This window comes from Moorella sp. E308F (assembly GCF_006538365.1).
In the GTDB taxonomy this organism is placed as follows: domain Bacteria; phylum Bacillota; class DSM-521; order Neomoorellales; family Neomoorellaceae; genus Neomoorella.
In genome coordinates, this window is sequence record NZ_BJKN01000002.1 from 1,025,391 (window position 1) to 1,043,930 (window position 18,540).

The following is an 18,540-nucleotide window of genomic DNA, read 5'->3' on the forward strand; positions in this document are numbered from 1 at the left end:
TCATACCCTATTTTGCCCCCGCCGGTCAAGGTATCCCTGTAAAATTATACTGGCCGCTACCTGGTCGACAACGGCCCGCCGGCGGCGGCGGGACAGGTCGGCCTCCAGGAGGATTTTATCAGCCGCTACGGTGGAGAGGCGCTCGTCATAGAGATGCACCGGCACTCCCAGTTCCGCCTCTAGCCTGGCGGCAAAGGCGCGGGCTTCTCCAGCACGGGGCCCGAAGGTGCCGTTCATATTGCGGGGGAGCCCGACCACCACCTCTTCGACGCCGTACCTGGCAACTAATTGCTTAAGGGCGTCCACATCGGCAGCCTTGTTTTTCCGGCGAATGGTGGTCACGCCCTGGGCCGTCCAGCCTAAAGGGTCGCTAACAGCCACGCCAATGGTTTTGCTGCCGACATCCAGTCCCATAATGCGCACTTCAAATCACCTTAAGGCAAAAATCGCGGCAGGCGCCGGCACAATAACCGCAGAGAATGCACTTATCCGGATCAACTACCGCCCGCCCGCCTTTAAGTTCCAGGGCTCCCTGGGGACAACGTTTGACGCATGACCCGCAACCCCGGCACCAGTCTTCAACCAGTAGCCGGCGGCTCCTCGCCTGAAGCCGCGCCAGCAGTTCCGCCGCCGGTTCCCGACCGTTAAACCAGGCGACATTCACCTCTACTTCCTCCAGGGATTGCATGCCAACAGCTACGGCATCAATGACCGGGGTGGCCAGGACAAACTCCAGGGCCTGCCGCGCTTGTGTTACCAGGTGGCCGCCGCCCAGGGCCTTCATGGCATAGATCCCCTTGCCGTTATCGTGGGCCAGGGTAATGGCGGCCAGCATCTCTTCCCTGCTGCCGTCTAGTATTCCCAGCCCCGCCTGATTGTACAGGGGATGGATAATATCGATTTCCGGCATTACAGCTGCCGCCCGCACCGCTGCTACAGCATGGGAGGATATACCCACGGCCCGTACCAGGCCGCGCGCTTTGGCTTCCAGGAGGTATTCCAGGGCCGGCCGGTGGCCGGCCAGGGTCAGGGGCGTTTCCTGCTCGTGGAGCAAAAAGATATCAATAACATCCCGGTCCAGCTCCCGCCGGGCCTCCTCCAGGCTCCGGGCCATACCTTCTGCCGTGTAGTCATAGGATTTGGTAGCCACCACCACCGGTTCCTGCCACCCCTGCAGGGCGGCCCGGATATGGGAGTAAGTGGCATAACACTGGGCCGTATCAATAAAGTTGACACCCAGTTCCAGGGCACGGCGGAGGAGGCTGGCCCCGGCAGCAATACTCAGGCTCGCCTGGAGCGGGCCTATGGTCAAGGAACCAAAACACAGGCGGGAGACCCTGATCCCGCTGGCTCCAAGGGTGGTGTATAACACGGTGCTAACTTCCTGAATATCTATTTCCGTATTTCATCCAGCTTTTTCTCCCAGTAAGCCAGCTTTTCTTCGGTACGGTTCAAAATCCGCCGATCCTGTTCAGTAAAGAAACCTCCTTCGGCCTTCGCCCTGGCTTCCTCCAGGTGGGCGCGCATAGTTTGGAGGCAGCGCTGGTAAAGCTCCAGGGCATAGGCCGCTCGTTCCCGCTCATGCCCCCAGCCCCCCTGCCAGTCACGCACCGCAGCCTTCAGGAGGTCAAATAACTTATCACCTTCGGTATAGAGGTTGACCGTCAGCTCCACATCCGACAGGGCCATGGGTATCATCCTCCCCTTATTAGGTTAAATAGTTCTTCAGCAACTCAGCGATGATCTCATCGCGCTCCACACGGCGAATCAAGTTGCGGGCCCCTTTATGGCTGGTAATGTAAGCCGGGTCCCCTGAGAGGAGGTAGCCTATCAACTGGTTTATGGGATCGTACCCCTTTTCCTTTAAAGCTGCCTGTACTTCCACCAGCACATCCCGGACCTTAACTTTCTCCTCTTTCTCTACTTTAAACATCATTGTTTCCTGCATGTCCCCGGACATTGCCTTCACCCTCCTTGCGGTTTCCCGCTTCTCTTAGCGAACCTGCTGGGCCACTACCTTAAGGCTATAAGCCAGGGCCTGGTCCAGCTTGCTCGGATCCTTGCCGCCGGCCTGGGCCATATCCGCCCGGCCCCCGCCGCCGCCGGCAGCAATTCGGGCCACCTCGCGTAATAAATTCCCGGCATGGACGCCCCGCTTCACCAGGTCTTTACTTACCATAGCAACAAAATTAACACGACCGTCATGCTGGGAACCCAGGACCACTACGCCTGAACCCATTTTGTCCCGCACTTTATCGGCCAGCTCTCGTAAAGCTTCGGAATCGGTTATATCTACCCGGGCCTGCAATACCGGTACCCCGGCTACTTCTCGCACCTGGTTCAGCAAATCTTTGACGGTGTAGGTGGCCAGCTGGTTACGCAAGCGGGCGATTTCCCGCTCCATTTCCTTGCCTTTCTCCAGGAGCTGCTGCACCCGCCCGGCTACCTGGAAGGGTGGTACTTTGAGCAAACCAGCGACAGAGGCCAGTTCCTGGTACTCCCGGCTTATCAGGTCCAGGGCGGCCGCACCCGTTACTGCTTCTACCCGGCGCACGCCGGCACCAATGCTGCTCTCACTCGTAAGCCGGAAAAGACCTACTTCGCTGGTGGAACGCAGGTGGGTACCGCCGCACAGTTCCAGGCTATAATCACCCATCTTTACTACCCGCACCCGTTCGCCGTATTTCTCGCCAAAGAGGGCCATTGCCCCCATAGCCTTTGCTTCCCGGAGGGAAGTCTCCAGGGTCGTTACCGGTAAACCGGCTAAAACCCTGGCATTGACCTCCTTCTCTATAGCCTTGAGTTCTTCTTCGGTTAAGGGAGCAAAATGGGTAAAGTCAAAACGCAGCCTTTCCGGTGTTACCAGGGAGCCGGCCTGGTTGGCGTGTTCACCCAGGACATTCTTTAAGGCCCGGTGCAACAGGTGGGTCGCGGTGTGATTCCTGGCCGTGGCCAGACGACGCTCCCTGTCCACCATGAGCTTTACTTCCTGTCCGGCAGCTAGCTTCCCGGCAGTTACAGCCACCTGGTGGACAATCTTCCCGCCGGGCAGGCGCCGGGTATCCTGCACACGCGCCTCACCGCCGGGCCAGGCCAAACTACCCTGGTCCCCCACCTGGCCGCCACCCTCCGGGTAGCAGGGTGTCCGGTCCAGGACGACATAGCCGCTTTCCCCCTCGTCCAGATAAGGAACTCGCTCGCTTTGTCGGATCAGGGCCAGGACTTTACCGGTGTCTTCCAGCCGCTCGTAACCGGTAAATTCTGTGCCGCCGATGTCGTCCAGGTTGCCGGCAAAGGCCATGGCAAATTCAAAAGCCTTTATATCTTCGCGTGCCGCCCGAGCTCGTTCCCGCTGGGCCGCCATGGCCTCTTCAAAGCCGGCCCGGTCTACTTTGAAACCCTTTTCGCCGGCAATTTCCTCCGTCAAGTCGACGGGAAAACCATAGGTATCATAGAGGGTAAAAGCTTCGTGGCCGCTGATGGTATCCCGGCCTTCCCGCCCGGCCTGCTCCATGATGCCGTTTAAGACCCGCATGCCATCATTTAAAGTTTCATGGAAACGCTCTTCTTCCTGGCGTATTACCCGTGCGATGTACTCCTGCTGCTCCGCTACTTCCGGGTAGGCCTGCCCCATAATATTGACCACCGTATCCACCAGGCGGTACAGGAAGGGCTCCTCCACCCCCAGGGCCTTGCCAAATCGGGCCGCCCGGCGTAAAATCCGGCGCAGGACATAGCTGCGGCCCTCATTCCCCGGTAAAACGCCGTCGGCAATGAGGAAGGTACAGGCCCGGGCATGATCGGCAATAACTCGGAAGGGGAAGCCGGCCTCCCCGCGATCGTAGGCCCGGCCGCTTAAGCCTTCCATGGCCTTGATTAAAGGCTGCAGGAGGTCGGTATCAAAATTGCTGTCCACGCCCTGTAAAATTGATGCCATCCGTTCCAGTCCCATACCGGTATCAATGCTGGGGCGAGGTAAAGGCGTTAAATTACCGCCGGCATCCCGTTCATACTGCATAAAAACCAGATTCCAGATCTCCAGCCAGCGGTCACAGTCGCAGGCCCCCAGGGCGCAGGGGTTGGAGCTGCAGGCATGCTCCGGCCCGCGGTCGTAGATAATCTCGCTGCAGGGACCGCAGGGGCCGGTATCGCCCATGGCCCAGAAGTTATCTTTTTCCCCCATGCGCACTATCCGTTCTGCCGGCACGCCGGCTACTTCCTGCCACAGCCGGTAGGCTTCATCGTCTTCCTTGTAGACTGTAATCCAGAGGCGTTCCGGCGGCAATTCCAGGATCCGCGTTAAAAATTCCCAGGCATAAGAAATGGCCTCGCGCTTGAAGTAATCACCAAAGGAGAAATTACCCAGCATTTCAAAAAAAGTATGGTGACGGGCGGTACGCCCGACGGTATCCAGATCGTTATGTTTGCCCCCGGCACGAACACACTTCTGGGCCGTCGTCGCCCGTTTAAAAGGGCGCCGGTCCAGGCCCAGGAAAACGTCTTTAAACTGTACCATACCGGCATTGGTAAAAAGCAGCGTCGGATCGTTTACCGGTACCAGGGAAGAACTGTGGACAATGGTATGACCCTTACCGGCGAAAAAGCTTAAAAATTTCTCCCGGAGCTCATTCCCCGTCAAAAAACGTCAACTCCTCGTCAAAACTAAACCTCGCCCCCGCCCCGGGGCGGTGAACGAGGTTCTCCCTGCTAAATTTTTCTACATTATACCTGAAGCGGCGAAGGTTGTCAATGAAGGTTCACGCTCCAGAAAAGGTATCCGGCCGTCATTTCCCGGCGGGAAAGGTAGCGGCCGTTCACCAGGTGGCCCTGGACATAATCGACAATGGCCCGGCGGACTGCCGGCGTCAGTTCCAGGTGGGGATAAAAGAAAATCTCCATTTCCTCAATGGCCTGGTCAGGCTCCAGTTCCCTGGTGCTTACCCATTGCTCCAGCTCCAGGGATGGGTTATATCCCCAGGCATAGAGGAGATGGAAAATATAGAGGACATCCGCCGGTATCCCTGGCATTTCTCCGCCAATGAGCTGCTGCCACAACTCCTTACGGCCGCTGATTTCCTGGCGCAAGTGGCCGGCCAGGAAACAGGCCCCCCGGGAAGCGGCGATCATTTTTCTTAAAGTGGCCGCATCCTTAATCCCCGGGCTCATGAAGGCCAGGACCAGGTCAAAGCTTCCCCGCCAGCCCTGTTTATCCAGGTCCACCTCCTCCCAGGTCATCTGGACCGGCTCAATATTGGTTATGCCCTCTTCTCCGGCCCGCTCCTTTAAAATGGCCAGCATTTCCTCTGCCGGGTCCAGAGCCACCACCCGCCGCGCCCGGCGGGCCAGGGGCAAAGCATAGTTGCCCGTACCGCAACCGATATCCAGGATCTCCAGGTCCCGGTCCAAACCGCCGTGGTGGCCCAGCCAGTGGAGGATCCGGGCTACCCTCTGCTTCCCCTCTTCCCCACCGGTCTGGCGGGCAAAATGGCCGGCGCGCCGGTTCCAGTAGCCGGTACCATCGCGATCCGGCCGGCGCCGGCCGTAGAGGGACTGCCGGCGCTCCTCCTGCCAGGACTCTTCCCAGAAATCGGCCCGCTGAAATAGGGGTAACTCCGTAGTAACCATCAATAATCACCTCTGCCCCTATTTTATCCCTCTGTCGTTATTTTTCCAGATGGAAAATTAAAGCCCCTCTGCCTTGTCCGGAGTAACCGGGGACGGGGGCTTTTAAAACCACCATGTAAAGCTTATTTCGCCAGCATCTCGCTCAAGACTGTTGGGAAGAAGGCGTAAAACTCGGTAGAGCGGACGACATCCTCAATAGGTACCTGGTCTAGGACGGAGTGGGCATATACCTCATCGCCCGGTCCGAAGCCGATGGCAGGGATACCGGCTTTGCCCATCCAGTAGGTACCATTGGTGCTGAAGACCCACTTGCCTACGCCTGTCGGTTGACCAAAAAGCTGCTCATAGGTTTTGAGGCCGGCCTTCACCAGGAGGTGATCCTCGGGTAAGGCCCAGGCCGGGAAGTATTTATCTACTTTAAAGACAAAGCCGGTGTAGCTGGGTTCATCAAATTCCAGCACTTCCACCACACCGCCGTGGGGTTCCGCCACTTTGCGCACCTGCTCCACGGCCATTTCCTGGGTTTCCCCGAAGGTAAGACGGCGGTCGATGTAAATAAAGCACTCATCGGGTAGGGCATTGATGGAAGGCGTCTTGCAATGAATATCAGTAACGGCAATGGAGCCCTTTCCCAGGAAGGGGTCCTCAATAAACTCGTCCCCCATCTGGCTGATACCCTTGATAATTTCCGCCATCTTATAAACAGCATTGATCCCGCGCTCGGGGGCGCTGGCGTGGCAGGTACGGCCCTTGGTGGTGACCTTCATCTCCACCCGGCCGCGATGGCCACGGTAGATATTCATTTTCGTCGGCTCGCCGATGACAACAAAGTCGGGCTTGATCTTGTCCGTGACCACCAGGGAGTTGGGGGCCACCCCATCGCAGATCTCTTCGATATTGCCGAAGTAATAAAGGGTGAAGTCGTGGGTCAGGCCCAGGTCCTTCATAATCTTGAGGCCGTACACCATCCCCGGGGTGGAATTCTTCTCATCACCGGCACCCAGGCCGTAGAAGATGCCGTTCTCTATTTTGCCCTTATAAGGGTCCCACTGCCACTGGTCAGAATCGGCTATATCAACCGTGTCGATATGGCTGTCGTAAAGCAGGACCTTCGGGCCGTTACCAATACGACCGACGATGTTGCCCATACTGTCCAGGAAGACCTCGTCAAAATCCAGCTTTTTCATTTCCCGGCCAATGCGCTCGGCCACTGCTTTGATGTCCCCGTTGGGGCTAGGAATGGCTACTATGTCCCGTAAAAACTGGATTATGTCCTCGCGGTGCCTCTCTACTTCCGCCTTAATCTTTTTAATAATTTCCTCGTGCATCTGATTTTCCTCCTTTTAGCACGGCTTAACTTGACTTTAATCGAGCTAGCATTTTTAACTTATAGTTAATTTATTTCCACGTTGAGAGCAGAATTCCTGCCGGTTAGTAAAATTTTAACTCCAAATTAACTGCCAACCAGGCGCGCCCAGATAAATTTTACCACAATGCAACCAATAGCCGTCAGGGGTACGGCCAGGAGCAGGCCGGTCACACCCCAGAGTTCGCCGCCGGCCAGGAGAGCAAAGATAATTACCAGGGGATGGAGGCCGACACTTTCACTTAAAATACGCGGAGCCAGTAAACTGCTTTCTACCTGCTGGACAATACCCATGACTACCAGGGCGTAAAGGGCCGTTTTTTTCGATTCCAGCAAGGTCAGGGCCAGGACGGGAACAGCACCGATTACCGGTCCAAAATAGGGAATTAAATCGGCCAGGCCCACTACTATGCCCAGGAGGACTGCGTACCGGGAACCGACCAGGGCCAGGCCCAGGCCGGTTAGGAGACCCACAATCAGGGACACCAGCAGGTGGCCGCGGATGAAACTGGTCAATACCCGGTCGATCTCCAGCCACAGGCCCAAAGCATCCTCTTTCATCTGGATGGGTAGCAGGTGGCTGGCTGCCCGGCCGATTTGTTCACTGTCGCGTAAAAGGTAGTAGGCTAAAATTGGCGCCAGGAGGAAGCTGGTAGCCCCAGTCAGGAGATCGAGGAGGGCCTGGAGGGCCTGGCGAGCGCCCTGCTGGAAGGTGGTGCTTATACTGGTGAGGGATTCATCCAAGAGCCGGCGCAGGCCGGCAGGTATGGCTACTTGATTGTACCGCTGGTAGAAATCCTGAAGCAGGCCTTCAACCTCGGCCGTGAAGGCAGGTAGCCGGATAAGAAATTCATTTAATTCCCGGATTAGCCTGGGTAGAATAAAGAAAAATACCGGCAGGGAAAGGGCCAGGATAAGCAGGTAGAGAAGTAAAATGGCCAGGGGTCGCTTTACACCCTTTTTCTCTAGCTTCATCATGGCTGGCTTCAAAAGGTAGGCCAGGAAGGCCGCCAGAAAGAAGGGTGTCAAAACCCCACGCACGCGGTACAGGAAAAATAAGGCCCCAGCCAGGAAAAGCCCGGCCCCGGCCAGGCGCCAGATTTTTAAAGCCCGCTTTACCGTCATGCTTTTCCCAACCTAAGGCCTAACCTGAGGGCGACGGTGGACAACTCCCCTGCATCGCGCCGGGAACTGCTCCTCTGGCGGCGCAGGGGGTACTATTTCCTGTTGGAATGGGGGTGTTTCCCGGGGCCATTTTAAGGTACTGCTGATTATGGCCCCCATGATACTGCCAGCGATAAAACCACGCCAGAAGCTCAAGCCCACCTTGCCCCCTACCCTTCCAGGGATATTAAGGTTCCGTCCTCAGCAACGTTAAAAATTTCCCGGCGGTTGTTAAATTCTACGAAACAATCCCAGCAGTAGTATTGATCGGTCCCGATTTTCCCGATGGATTTACTCCCGCAATGGGGGCAATTTAACATTTAGCTCACTCCCTAAAAAATTAACCCATAATTACTGCCTGCGTATCCCACTTAATCTCCCCGCTGAGGGGAACTTCCTGGCGCCCTTCCAGGAGGTCGTTAACCAGGCCCGTAGATATCTCTAAGGCTTTCACCTGGCCGGAAGGAAGGTCAACAACCAGATCTTCCACCAGGCCTAATTCCTGGCCATCCCGGCTTAAAAGGCGCAGGCCTTTAATCTCCTGCCAGCGCCTTAACCCTGCTGGCAGTTCATGGCCGATGGCCTCTGCACCGGCAACGGTAAAGGTTTTGGGTCCCCGGGCCTGCAATTCCTCAAAGGATACCACCTGGGGCTGCTGCAACCAGCTGCCGTCGGCCAGGACCAAGGCCTTTAAAAGGCCGGTTTTCTCGTCATAGAGGAGGTCCTGGACCCGGCCCAATTCTTCCCCCCGGTCCTGGCTGATGACCGGTAAACCAACCAGTTCCCTCCCCTTGGGCATAGTCAAACCTCCACTAAAAAAGATAACCTTCCTCTAGTATAACCAGGGAAGGTTAACAGCATGCGCCCTCAATCATGAGCAAAGGTAGCCTCGATAGTACCGCCGCCTACCACCAGGTCGCCCTGGTAGTAGACGACGGCCTGGCCCGGGGTAATGGCCCGCTGGGGCTCGTCAAACTCCAGCCTGGCGCGGCCGTCCTCCATGGGGTACACGGTAGCTGCCGCCTCAGGGGCCCGGTAACGGATTTTCGCCGTTACCCGGGCGTGGGATGGCAGTTCCCCCCACAGAATGTAATTGTTGTCCCGGGCATAGAGAACGCGTCGCTCCAGGTCTTCTTTGCCGCCGACAATAACAGCATTGCGTTCTGGATCCAGGGCTACCACAAAGCAGGGCTTGCCCAGGGCCAGGCCCAGGCCTTTGCGCTGGCCGATGGTGTAATAAGGGAGTCCCTGATGCTGGCCAACCACCCGACCTTTGACATCCAGGATGGGACCAGGTTTTATAGCCTGCGCCACCCTGCTCCGGAGGTAATCACGATAATCACCCTCGGTGATAAAACAAATATCCTGGGATTCGGCCTTTTCAGCTACCGGCAGGCCATAACTTTTGGCAATCTGGCGCACTTCTTTTTTAGTATAATCCCCCAGGGGTAGCAGGGTATGGGCCAGCTGTTCCTGGGTAAAGGAATAAAGGACATAGCTCTGGTCTTTATCGGTATCCCGCCCTTTGGCCAGGAGATACCGGCCGCGCCTGGCATCGTAAAGGCGCCGGGCATAATGGCCGGTGGCAAGATAATCCATACCCAGGGCCCTGGCCTTTTTTAAAAGGGCATCAAACCGCACCTTTCGGTTGCAGGCTATACAGGGATTGGGAGTTTCCCCTTTCAAGTAAGATGTAATGAAGTAATCAATAACTTCACGCTCAAAAAGCTCGCGAAAGTTTAAGACATAATAAGGTATATCCAGGATACCGGCCACCCGGCGGGCATCGTCGACGGCAGCAAGACTGCAACAGCCGGTTTCCCCTGCCGGAGGAGGCGTACCCTCGGGCCACTGGTCCAGGGTAACGCCGATTACTTCATAGCCGGCTTCCTTCAATAAAGCGGCGGCCGTAGAACTGTCCACGCCGCCGCTCATGGCCACCATAACTTTTTCCTTGCGGGCCGCTTTGGCCACCCCCTGAATTTAGTTTTATCCACTCAAGAGGCTTTCTTATTCCTATTCCGGTAATCTTCGATGGCTTTATGCAGGGCATCAGCAGCCAGGTTGGAACAGTGCATCTTCTGGGCTGGCAGGCCGTCAAGGGCCTCGGCTACCGCCTTATTAGTTATTTGCAGTGCTTCTTCTATTGTTTTTCCTTTGACCATTTCCGTTACCATGCTGCTCGTGGCAATGGCGGCACCGCAGCCAAAGGTTTTGAACTTACAATCCTTGATTATACCATCTTCCACCTGGATGTACAGGCGCATGATATCGCCGCAAACGGGGTTACCCACTTCACCGACACCGCTGGGATTTTCAATCTCGCCCACATTGCGGGGATTGGTAAAATGGTCCATAACCTTTTCCGAATACACCCTGCTCACTCCTTTGTTTCTCCTTTTTTTACCTGTTGTACAGGGGCGACATGGCACGCAACCGGGCCACTATCTCCGGCATAACTTCCAGGACGTAGTCAATATCTGCTTCCGTATTATCACGGCCCAGGGTCATACGTACCGAGCCGTGGGCCACTTCATGGGGAATTCCCATGGCCAGCAGGACATGGGACGGGTCCAGGGAACCGGAAGTACAGGCCGAACCGCTGGAAGCACAGATGCCCTTCATGTCCAGGCTCAGAAGCAGGGATTCGCCTTCTACATAGCGGAAGCTGAAGTTGGCATTGGTGGCTACCCGTTTTTCTCTGTCGCCGTTTAACTGTACATCCTCAATCCGGTTCAGAATACCGTCAATCAGCTTGTCCCTCAAGGCCTGCAGGCGTTTCATTTCCTGAGGCAGTTCCTGGCCGGCCAGTTCCGCCGCCCGGCCAAAGCCGACAATACCCGGCATGTTTTCCGTGCCCGGCCGGCGCTTACGTTCCTGGGCCCCGCCGTGGAGGAGGGGGTTAATCCTGGTGCCTTTACGGATATAAAGACATCCAACGCCCTTGGGCCCGTATATCTTATGGCCGGAAGCCGAGAGCAGGTCGACATTCAGCTCATCGACATTAACGGGGATTTTGCCCACGCTCTGGACGGCGTCAGTATGAAAGATAATCCCCCGCTCCCGGGCAAGCTGCCCTATCTCTTTAATAGGCTGGATGGTACCCACTTCATTGTTGACGTGCATGACGCTGATGAGGATGGTTTCAGGGGTAATGGCTTCTTCCACATCCTCTACCCGCACCAGGCCTTCCGGGGTTACCGGCAGGAATGTTACTTTAAAGCCCAGGCGCATTAAATACTGCGCCGTGTGCAGGACGGCATGGTGCTCGATACTGGAGGTTATAATATGGCGGCCTTTTTTTTCGTTGGCCGTCGCCGTGCCGATGAGGGCCAGGTTATCGGCCTCAGTACCACCGCTGGTAAAGAAAATCTCCTCCGGCCGGGCGCCAATCAGGCCGGCTACCTTTTCCCGGGCCTCGTCCAGGGCCTTTTTCGCCTCCCGGCCGTAGCTGTAAATGGTGGAAGGATTGCCAAAGGCATCCTCCTTAAGAAAGGGCAACATAGCATCCAGTACTTCAGGACGGACCGGTGTGGTGGCACTGTGATCAAGGTAAACCCTGCGCATAATTACACCCTTTTCTTTCGCTAGATATAGTACATATAGTATTTGTCGTCTTGCTGCATTTTACTGGCTCTGGCTACCATGTCGGCCAGGGTAAAGCTGTCCAGGACGTCGCTGATGCTGTCGCGCACCTTTTCCCAGATGTCCCTGGTGACACAGGTTTCTGCCCGCTCGCAGCCCTCGCCTTCGCCGGCATTCAGGCAATCTACCGGGGCAATGGGGCCTTCCAGCACACGGATGATATCCCCCACGGTAATTTCTTCCGGGTCACGGCTCAAGATATATCCGCCCTGGGCGCCCCGGACACTTTTCACCAGGCCGGCCTTACGCAAAACGGCAATAAGCTGTTCCAGGTAGTGCTCGGATATATCCTGCCTTTCGGCCACACTTTTAATAGGGATGGGGCCTTCGCCGTAATGCTGGGCCAGGTCAAACATGGCCCGCAGGCCATATTCGCCCCGCGTTGAGAGTTTCACCCCACCACCTCCAATCCCTAGTGGTTTGCTCGGTAATAATATCTTAGCAACTAACTCGGGTATTGTCAACGCTAAAGTTGACTTTTTTACTCTGCTTTTTAAATTATCCCGGATAGAAAGAAAATATACTGATATTAGTTTCCTTCCTCATTTTACCATAGCAGGCCGCATAAAAAATAGCCCCGGAGGTTACTTCCGGGGCCAGGGCGGTATTAATCGCCAAAGGTATTTAATGTTTAACTGCTTAACTTCTTTTGTAATTTTTCATACCATAAAGAATGCCTCTTACGGACATACTCCTCATCCACGTAGCCGGTAAACATACCGGGCAAAAGGGGCCGGTTGGCTTTAAAGATAAAGGCCGCCAGGTGGGCAATAATGCCGACTATAATCATTACCATTCCCAGGTTATGCAGGTTGGTAGCCCAGTCAAGAAGAGTATCAGAAAAAGTGATGCCCGGGAAATTTTTAATCACTTTAATGAATCCGGTAACAATAAGCAAGAGCAGGTTAAAGGCAATAAAAGCATAGGCCACACGTTGCTCAGCCAGGTACTTATCGGCAGGAGGTTCTTCACCTAGCCCCAGCATGGCTTTGATAACGATTATAGACTCTCTGACATCGCCGCGACGGGGCAGGATAGTAAACTCGCGGCGCAAGCTGTGATAAACGATATGAAAAGCAGCCGCAAATACCAGCCAGACAGCCGCCACATAATGCAGGGTAAGGGTAATGTGGAAATTAGAGGACCAGGTTAAGCCCGGAATCTTATCAACCATATAGCGCTGGTAAAGGGGTAATTGCCCCAGGCCGCTGAAGATCAGGAGAAAGGTAGAAATGGCTACCGACCAGTGCACGAACCGTACCGCGAGGCTATGCCTTTTAATGCGCCCGCTTTTATTCATTATTCCCATCACCTTTCATGCCTTTATATACTGCCAGGCCAGCTGCCAGGACACCGGCTACCGGCGCCAGCAGCAACCCCTGGGCCAGCCCATTGGCAGTTTCGAGATAGTTTTCTACTTCCACAGGTAAACCGGGGCTCTGTTTTTGCTCCATTAAAGCCCGGTGCAGGACTGTAAAGGGTACTGCCGAAACATAAAAGGTAGAAGTACCGCCATTTTCTTTTTCCCCATATATATGGCCGTTAATGGCGGCTGCCCTGGCGCGGGCTTTTTTACGCATTTCTTCCTTGGGCCCAAAGGCTATGGCTTCCCGGGGACAAGCCTCTACGCAGGCCGGCAGGGCTCCCCTGGTAATCCTGCTGTAACAGAGATCGCATTTATACATCACTCCCCCGCCCGCAAACTTGGGGGCTACTTTTAAGTATAAACCTACCCCCGCCTGCCGCTGGGGAATATGCCAGGGGCAGACTTCACGGCACTTGGCCCCACCAAAGCAGATATTGGGATCTATCAGCACTGGCCCTTCGGGCGTTTTTTCCTGGGCGCTGAAAGGGCACAGGTTGGCACAGGGGGGATTATCGCAATGCATACACCGCCTGGGGATAAACACAGTTGCCTTTTTACCCTGGTATTCTACTTCAACTTTTTGGACAAAAGTCCAGTTATAAGGAGTCAGGCGGTTGGTTACATCCTGCTTTTTGGACCAGTCTTCAAATTTTTTCTGGGGCCAGTAGGGCCGGATGTCTTCGGGTCGCGGTTGAGGAAAACGGTCGCGGTTAGTTTCCCGGCAGGCTGCCACACAGGCAGGCAATTTTTTATCAGCGCAGCCATCACATTTGGTCAAATCAATCAGCGTACCTACCGGTGTTGTAGCTGCCCAGGCGGTTTCAAGCTTGTTCAATCCGGTGAGGGCTATCCCGCCGGCAATACCGGCCACGGCGGTGCGTTTTAGAAATTCACGCCTGTTCATGTATGGTTCTCACTCTCCCCTTTATAATTCCAATTACTATAATACGGTCTTTGTTATTCGCCGTCAATATTATTTAGCGAAATACAAGGTAATCTTTATTCAGGCCCATTTTATCAGCTGGTCTGTTGCAGTAATAATACCCCGAAAAGCTTTTAGAGCAGGAACTGCATCTTTCCTGCCCAAGACTTGCACTTCCTGGCAAGGTATGCTACTTTTATTCTTGCTGGAAATACAGCCCAGAGGAGGTTAGTAGCAGCTACCAACAGATTAATAAATATTGACAAAACATAACAAAAAGCGCACCATAAAGTCATGGAACTATTAACCATCAGCAAAGCGGCAAAGAAACTGGGCGTCCATCCTAACAGCCTGCGCAACTGGGAAAAGCGGGGCTTAATCAAGCCCGTGCGTTTGCCTGGAGGCCAGCGCCGGTACTCTATGGATGAACTCAATAAGCTTCTACAGTCCGGCCAATTGACTGGCGGACGTGAGGCAGTCGTGCTGTACGCCCGGGTGTCCACCAAAAAGCAGGCCGACGCCGGCAACCTGGAACGGCAGATGGAACGGCTGCGCCAGTATGCCAAAGAAAACGGCTTTATTGTGAGGGCGGAATTTGCGGACGTGGCCAGCGGCTTGAACCAGAAGCGCCGTGGCCTGGCCAACGCACTCAAGTTAGCCGAGCAGGGTGAGTATAAGAAACTTATTATCGAGTACCCCGACCGGCTGGCCCGTTTCGGATATTCGTACATTGAGCGTCATTTAAAATACTGTGGCGTAGAAATAATCGCCATAGCGGAAAAAGAGCCGGAAGACGCTCAAAGCGAACTGGTGAAAGATTTGCTGGCCATAGTCACGTCATTTACTGCCAGGTTATACGGGGCCAGGGGCGGCAAAAAAGTGAGGCAGGGGTTTCAGGAACTAATCGCGGATGTGGAGTCAGATGAAGAAACGACGAAAGAACAAAAAGAGGATGATTGAACTTAATGGCGACATCAAGTATACCATCTGCGGCGAGTGGTTTCCGGAAGCTTACCCTGCTTTTCGGTCTAAGAAATGGAGCCGGGGAGATGAAGACCCGCTGGATACTGAGATGCGGCTTTTCTGCGCCTGCGAGCGTTGGGCCTTCAACCGGCTTATGGAAGGCCGTTCCCGGGAAGAACTCAAACAAGAAGGCCAGCGGTTATTCGGCTTAAATTCCCGCTACTGTGACGATGCCATACTGAAAGCGAGGGCTGTCATAGAAACGCAAAAGGAACTCCTGGCGCTGGAAATCGAGGAAACAGAAACCAAACTGAGCCGGGCTAAAAAGAAACTCCGCTGGGCTGAAAAAGATCTGGACAAAGCGATTAAGGTTAATGATCCTGCAAAAATAGAAAAAGCCAAACGGGCATTCCACGGCCGTAAGGCCCGGGTCCAAAAGCTTGCCGCTAAACTGGCCGAACTCCAGAAGCATGAAGCCGACGGCACTATTCCCAAGGTAGTATTCGGGGGCCGTTCTTTATGGCGGCAGGTCTGCCGGGGCAAGGCCGGCCGGGAAGAATGGCGCCACACCCGGCAGAACCGGTTATACGCCCGGGGCGACGAAACTAAAGGCGGCAACCCCAACATGAAGGTAGCTTACCAGGAGGGGAGATTTACCCTGGCAGTCACTATTTCCCATCTATCCGAGCAGAAAGGTACTGACAGCAAAGGAAGGCCCATAATGACCAGGGCACCGCGGGTGGAAGGAGAGCTCTGGCTGCCGGAAAAACACCGGCTCAAGGTATGGGGGTTGCTTCTTTCCGGCGCACCCTATAACGTTGAATTAATTAGAGGCCGGGATGGCCGGTACAGGGTCCATATCGCCTTCACCATGACGGCGCCTGAATTGGCGACCGACCCCAACCGCGGCTACCTTGGGATAGACACCAACCCAGATGGGGTAGCTCTGGCTAACGTTAATTATTTTGGCCAGCCCGAGCCCTGGCCGGAAGGCTTCACTGTTCCTTATCCCAAAGCCTTGCACAAATTTGCCGGAGAGTTTCAGACGATAGTACACCCGAACGGTTTCCTTTACCTCAAGATACCGGAACTGGCTTACAGCCGCAGTTTTAGACGTACTTACCTCATCGGCGTTCTGGCCCAGGTAGTGGTGAACATCGCCAAAGTTTTAGGCAAATCTATCGCTATAGAAGACCTGGGCTTCGGCAAAGACCGGCTGGACACCGATAAAAAGTTCAATCGCATGGCGGCCAATTTTCCTTACCGGAAGATAACCGAAGCTATTATCCGTAAAGCCTACAAAGAAGGCGTCGGCGTAAAGCCGGTCCGGCCGGCCCACACTTCCACCATCGGCTATTGGAAATACATGGAGCGGTACGGGGTAACTATCCACCATGCCGCCGCATTGGCAATCGCCCGCCGGGCAATAGGTTTTAAAGAACGCATAACAAAAGAGTTAAAACAAAAGATCCAAGCTGTCATTGAGTCGCTGAACCAAAAGGAGAATTCCTTGCCTGGGGAAGGAAAAGGGATGACCCGAAAGGTGAAGCGGCAAATCATGCGGCTGGACGAAAAGGTTCCCGTTCACAACGGTTTAGACCGCTATAAACAGGAAGCCTTTTATTCAGTCTGGCACGACTTGAAGCAGCTCGCTTTATCGAGTAGGTGACCCCGTTAGCCGGTATCGGAGAAACCGGTAGGCCGCATCTAACAGATCGCGCGGAGGCGTCCGGCGCTTGAAAGAATAAAGTGCTGGACCGCTTGACGGTCGACGCAAGGCGGGAACTTTTACGGTTCTCCTTAAGGCCGCGCCTTGCGCCCGTGAAGTGCCGTTCTCCCGTCCGGGTGAGACTCCCGGGGCCGAGGTCTCCCTGTCGCGCAGCCTGCTCCCAGGGGCAGGCAAATCAAATCCGAAAGGAGCGAAAAGCCTGGTCATGGGGAGGCCGCCTAATAATGATTGACATAATGTGTCAAGAATTGTTAGGTTTTTTGAACCAGGCCTGGACCTTGACTAAAGACGTAATCGATTGCATTAAAGAACGGCGGAGCATCCGCCGTTTCAAGCCCGACCCCGTTCCCGAAGCTACCATTGGCCGCCTGCTGGAAGCAGCCTGCGCCGCGCCTTCGGCCGGTAACGTACAGCCCTGGTTTTTCTATTGCATCTATAAGGACGATCTAAAACAAGCCCTAGCCAGGGCAGCCCTGGGCCAGAAGTTCGTTGCCCAGGCGCCGGTCGTCATTGTAGTATGCGCCGACCCGGAAAGGGCCGCCACCGCTTATGGCGAACGGGGCCGCAATCTATATTGCCTGCAAGACACGGCTGCAGCTGTCACCAACCTCATGCTGGCCGCCACCGGCTACGGCCTGGGGACCTGCTGGGTAGGGGCTTTCAGTGAAGCTGAGGTAAGCCGCGTCCTTTCTTTACCACCCAACCTGCGGCCGGTAGCCATCATACCGGTGGGTTACCCCGACCAGACGCCGGCACCGCGGCCGCGCCGTTCCCTGGAAGAGGTGGTAAGGGTTATGCGTTAAATAAAAATATGACTGGCCCCGGATTTTTCCGGGGCCAGAAAACCATAAGAAGTCCTCCAGGGGGTCGCTAAAGGCGGCCCTGGCTTTTAAAACCATTTACCTTGGCAGGAAAGTCAATCCTACCCGGCGATCTTCCTGATAAACTCCCTGGCCCGTTCCAGCAAGGGCCCGCGGTAATCTTCCACCCGGCCGTGGTCGCACAGGGCCGTCAGGTCCGGATCCAGGGGCAGGGTGCCCAGTAGAGTGATACCGGCTTCTGCTGCCGCTTCTCCGGCGCGGCTGGGACCAAAGAGATAAATCTCCTTACCGCAGTCCGGGCAGACGGCATAGCTCATATTTTCCACCAGACCCAGGATCTTAACGTTCATCAGGGCCGCCATCTTTACAGCTTTGCGGACCACCATCTGGGCCAGTTCCTGGGGTGAGCTGACAATGACCAGGCCGTCCAGGGGTAAAGACTGGAGCACTGTCAGGGGGGCATCCCCGGTTCCCGGCGGCAAGTCAACCAGGAGGTAATCCAGGTCGCCCCAGATGACATCGGTCCAGAATTGCTTGACAGCCCCGCCGATCAGGGGGCCGCGCCAGATGACCGGGTCATCTTCATGGGGCAGCAAAAGGTTAAGGGACATGATCCGGGTACCTCCGTGACTTTGGGGCGGGATCATGCCGTGGCCGGTGCCTTCCGGCGGCCGGCGGACGCCGAACATCCTGGGGATGCTGGGGCCGGTAATGTCGGCATCCAGGATGCCCACCTGGTAACCGGCCTGTTGCAAGGCCACCGCCAGCAAAGCCGTTACTGAAGACTTGCCGACGCCGCCCTTGCCGCTCATGATGCCGATAACGTGTTTGATGTTGCTCAGCTCATGAGGCGGGATGCGGCTCGGCCCTTTGGCCTCACAGGTCGTAGAACTGCAGGTTGCCGGGTTGCAGGTTTCGCAAGCTCCTGTAGCCAATGTT

General features: G+C 55.4%; 19 protein-coding genes. 3 read left to right on the forward strand and 16 right to left on the reverse strand.

Going from position 1 to position 18,540, the window contains the following annotated elements; all coding sequences use genetic code 11:
- The 15 genes from ruvX to E308F_RS11715 all read right to left on the reverse strand — a co-directional run bounded on the left by ruvX (position 1) and on the right by E308F_RS11715 (position 14,070).
- The gene (gene ruvX / locus E308F_RS11640; RefSeq protein WP_141265055.1) at positions 1 to 423 is read right to left on the reverse strand and encodes a Holliday junction resolvase RuvX; all 423 of its coding nucleotides are present in this window, start codon (positions 421 to 423) and stop codon (positions 1 to 3) included.
- A gap of 1 nt (position 424) precedes the next feature.
- Positions 425 to 1,372 carry an aldo/keto reductase gene (locus E308F_RS11645; RefSeq protein ID WP_141265056.1) on the reverse strand — a complete coding sequence of 316 codons (948 nt, stop codon included), beginning with the start codon at positions 1,370 to 1,372 and terminating at the stop codon, positions 425 to 427.
- A 20-nt stretch (positions 1,373 to 1,392) separates the two neighbouring features.
- Positions 1,393 to 1,689 (reverse strand): hypothetical protein, encoded by a 297-nt coding sequence (locus tag E308F_RS11650; protein WP_141265057.1) that lies wholly within the window; start codon positions 1,687 to 1,689, stop codon positions 1,393 to 1,395.
- Between the two features lie 19 nt (positions 1,690 to 1,708).
- Positions 1,709 to 1,960 (reverse strand): IreB family regulatory phosphoprotein, encoded by a 252-nt coding sequence (locus tag E308F_RS11655; protein WP_141265058.1) that lies wholly within the window; start codon positions 1,958 to 1,960, stop codon positions 1,709 to 1,711.
- A gap of 33 nt (positions 1,961 to 1,993) precedes the next feature.
- Complete coding sequence (gene alaS / locus E308F_RS11660; protein WP_141265059.1) at positions 1,994 to 4,639, reverse strand: alanine--tRNA ligase; 2,646 nt, start codon at positions 4,637 to 4,639, stop codon at positions 1,994 to 1,996.
- A gap of 107 nt (positions 4,640 to 4,746) precedes the next feature.
- Positions 4,747 to 5,625, reverse strand: coding sequence for a class I SAM-dependent methyltransferase (locus E308F_RS11665; protein WP_141265060.1), 879 nt, complete (start codon positions 5,623 to 5,625; stop codon positions 4,747 to 4,749).
- Between the two features lie 122 nt (positions 5,626 to 5,747).
- Positions 5,748 to 6,953, reverse strand: a complete 1,206-nt coding sequence (locus E308F_RS11670; RefSeq protein WP_141265061.1) for a YgeY family selenium metabolism-linked hydrolase — start codon at positions 6,951 to 6,953, stop codon at positions 5,748 to 5,750.
- A 125-nt stretch (positions 6,954 to 7,078) separates the two neighbouring features.
- On the reverse strand, positions 7,079 to 8,116 hold the full coding sequence (locus tag E308F_RS11675) for an AI-2E family transporter (RefSeq protein WP_141265062.1): 1,038 nt from the start codon (positions 8,114 to 8,116) through the stop codon (positions 7,079 to 7,081).
- A 379-nt stretch (positions 8,117 to 8,495) separates the two neighbouring features.
- On the reverse strand, positions 8,496 to 8,954 hold the full coding sequence (locus E308F_RS11685) for a PRC-barrel domain-containing protein (RefSeq protein WP_141265064.1): 459 nt from the start codon (positions 8,952 to 8,954) through the stop codon (positions 8,496 to 8,498).
- A gap of 68 nt (positions 8,955 to 9,022) precedes the next feature.
- The gene (gene mnmA / locus E308F_RS11690) at positions 9,023 to 10,099 is read right to left on the reverse strand and encodes a tRNA 2-thiouridine(34) synthase MnmA (protein WP_141265270.1); all 1,077 of its coding nucleotides are present in this window, start codon (positions 10,097 to 10,099) and stop codon (positions 9,023 to 9,025) included.
- Positions 10,100 to 10,152: 53 nt separating this feature from the next.
- On the reverse strand, positions 10,153 to 10,530 hold the full coding sequence (gene nifU / locus E308F_RS11695; protein ID WP_141265272.1) for a Fe-S cluster assembly scaffold protein NifU: 378 nt from the start codon (positions 10,528 to 10,530) through the stop codon (positions 10,153 to 10,155).
- A gap of 28 nt (positions 10,531 to 10,558) precedes the next feature.
- Entirely contained in the window at positions 10,559 to 11,722 is a 1,164-nt protein-coding gene (gene nifS, locus E308F_RS11700; RefSeq protein ID WP_141265065.1) for a cysteine desulfurase NifS, read from the reverse strand.
- Positions 11,723 to 11,742: 20 nt separating this feature from the next.
- Positions 11,743 to 12,195: an RrF2 family transcriptional regulator gene (locus E308F_RS11705; protein WP_141265066.1), complete on the reverse strand. Its 453-nt coding sequence runs from the start codon at positions 12,193 to 12,195 to the stop codon at positions 11,743 to 11,745.
- Between the two features lie 236 nt (positions 12,196 to 12,431).
- Positions 12,432 to 13,100 (reverse strand): formate dehydrogenase subunit gamma, encoded by a 669-nt coding sequence (locus E308F_RS11710; protein WP_216364525.1) that lies wholly within the window; start codon positions 13,098 to 13,100, stop codon positions 12,432 to 12,434.
- Positions 13,093 to 14,070, reverse strand: coding sequence for a 4Fe-4S dicluster domain-containing protein (locus tag E308F_RS11715; RefSeq protein ID WP_141265067.1), 978 nt, complete (start codon positions 14,068 to 14,070; stop codon positions 13,093 to 13,095). Before E308F_RS11715 ends, E308F_RS11710 begins: the two co-directional genes overlap by 8 nt.
- Positions 14,071 to 14,382: 312 nt before the next feature.
- Here E308F_RS11715 and E308F_RS11720 point away from each other — a divergent pair, with 312 nt between their 5' ends.
- The 3 genes from E308F_RS11720 to E308F_RS11730 all read left to right on the forward strand — a co-directional run bounded on the left by E308F_RS11720 (position 14,383) and on the right by E308F_RS11730 (position 17,583).
- Positions 14,383 to 15,048: an IS607 family transposase gene (locus E308F_RS11720; protein WP_141265068.1), complete on the forward strand. Its 666-nt coding sequence runs from the start codon at positions 14,383 to 14,385 to the stop codon at positions 15,046 to 15,048.
- Positions 15,011 to 16,720 carry an IS200/IS605 family accessory protein TnpB-related protein gene (locus tag E308F_RS11725; protein WP_141265069.1) on the forward strand — a complete coding sequence of 570 codons (1,710 nt, stop codon included), beginning with the start codon at positions 15,011 to 15,013 and terminating at the stop codon, positions 16,718 to 16,720. Before E308F_RS11720 ends, E308F_RS11725 begins: the two co-directional genes overlap by 38 nt.
- A gap of 284 nt (positions 16,721 to 17,004) precedes the next feature.
- Positions 17,005 to 17,583 (forward strand): nitroreductase family protein, encoded by a 579-nt coding sequence (locus E308F_RS11730; protein WP_253260454.1) that lies wholly within the window; start codon positions 17,005 to 17,007, stop codon positions 17,581 to 17,583.
- A gap of 119 nt (positions 17,584 to 17,702) precedes the next feature.
- Here E308F_RS11730 and E308F_RS11735 read toward each other — a convergent pair whose 3' ends face one another.
- Positions 17,703 to 18,536 (reverse strand): Mrp/NBP35 family ATP-binding protein, encoded by an 834-nt coding sequence (locus E308F_RS11735; RefSeq protein WP_141265070.1) that lies wholly within the window; start codon positions 18,534 to 18,536, stop codon positions 17,703 to 17,705.
- Between the last annotated feature and the right edge of the window lie 4 nt (positions 18,537 to 18,540).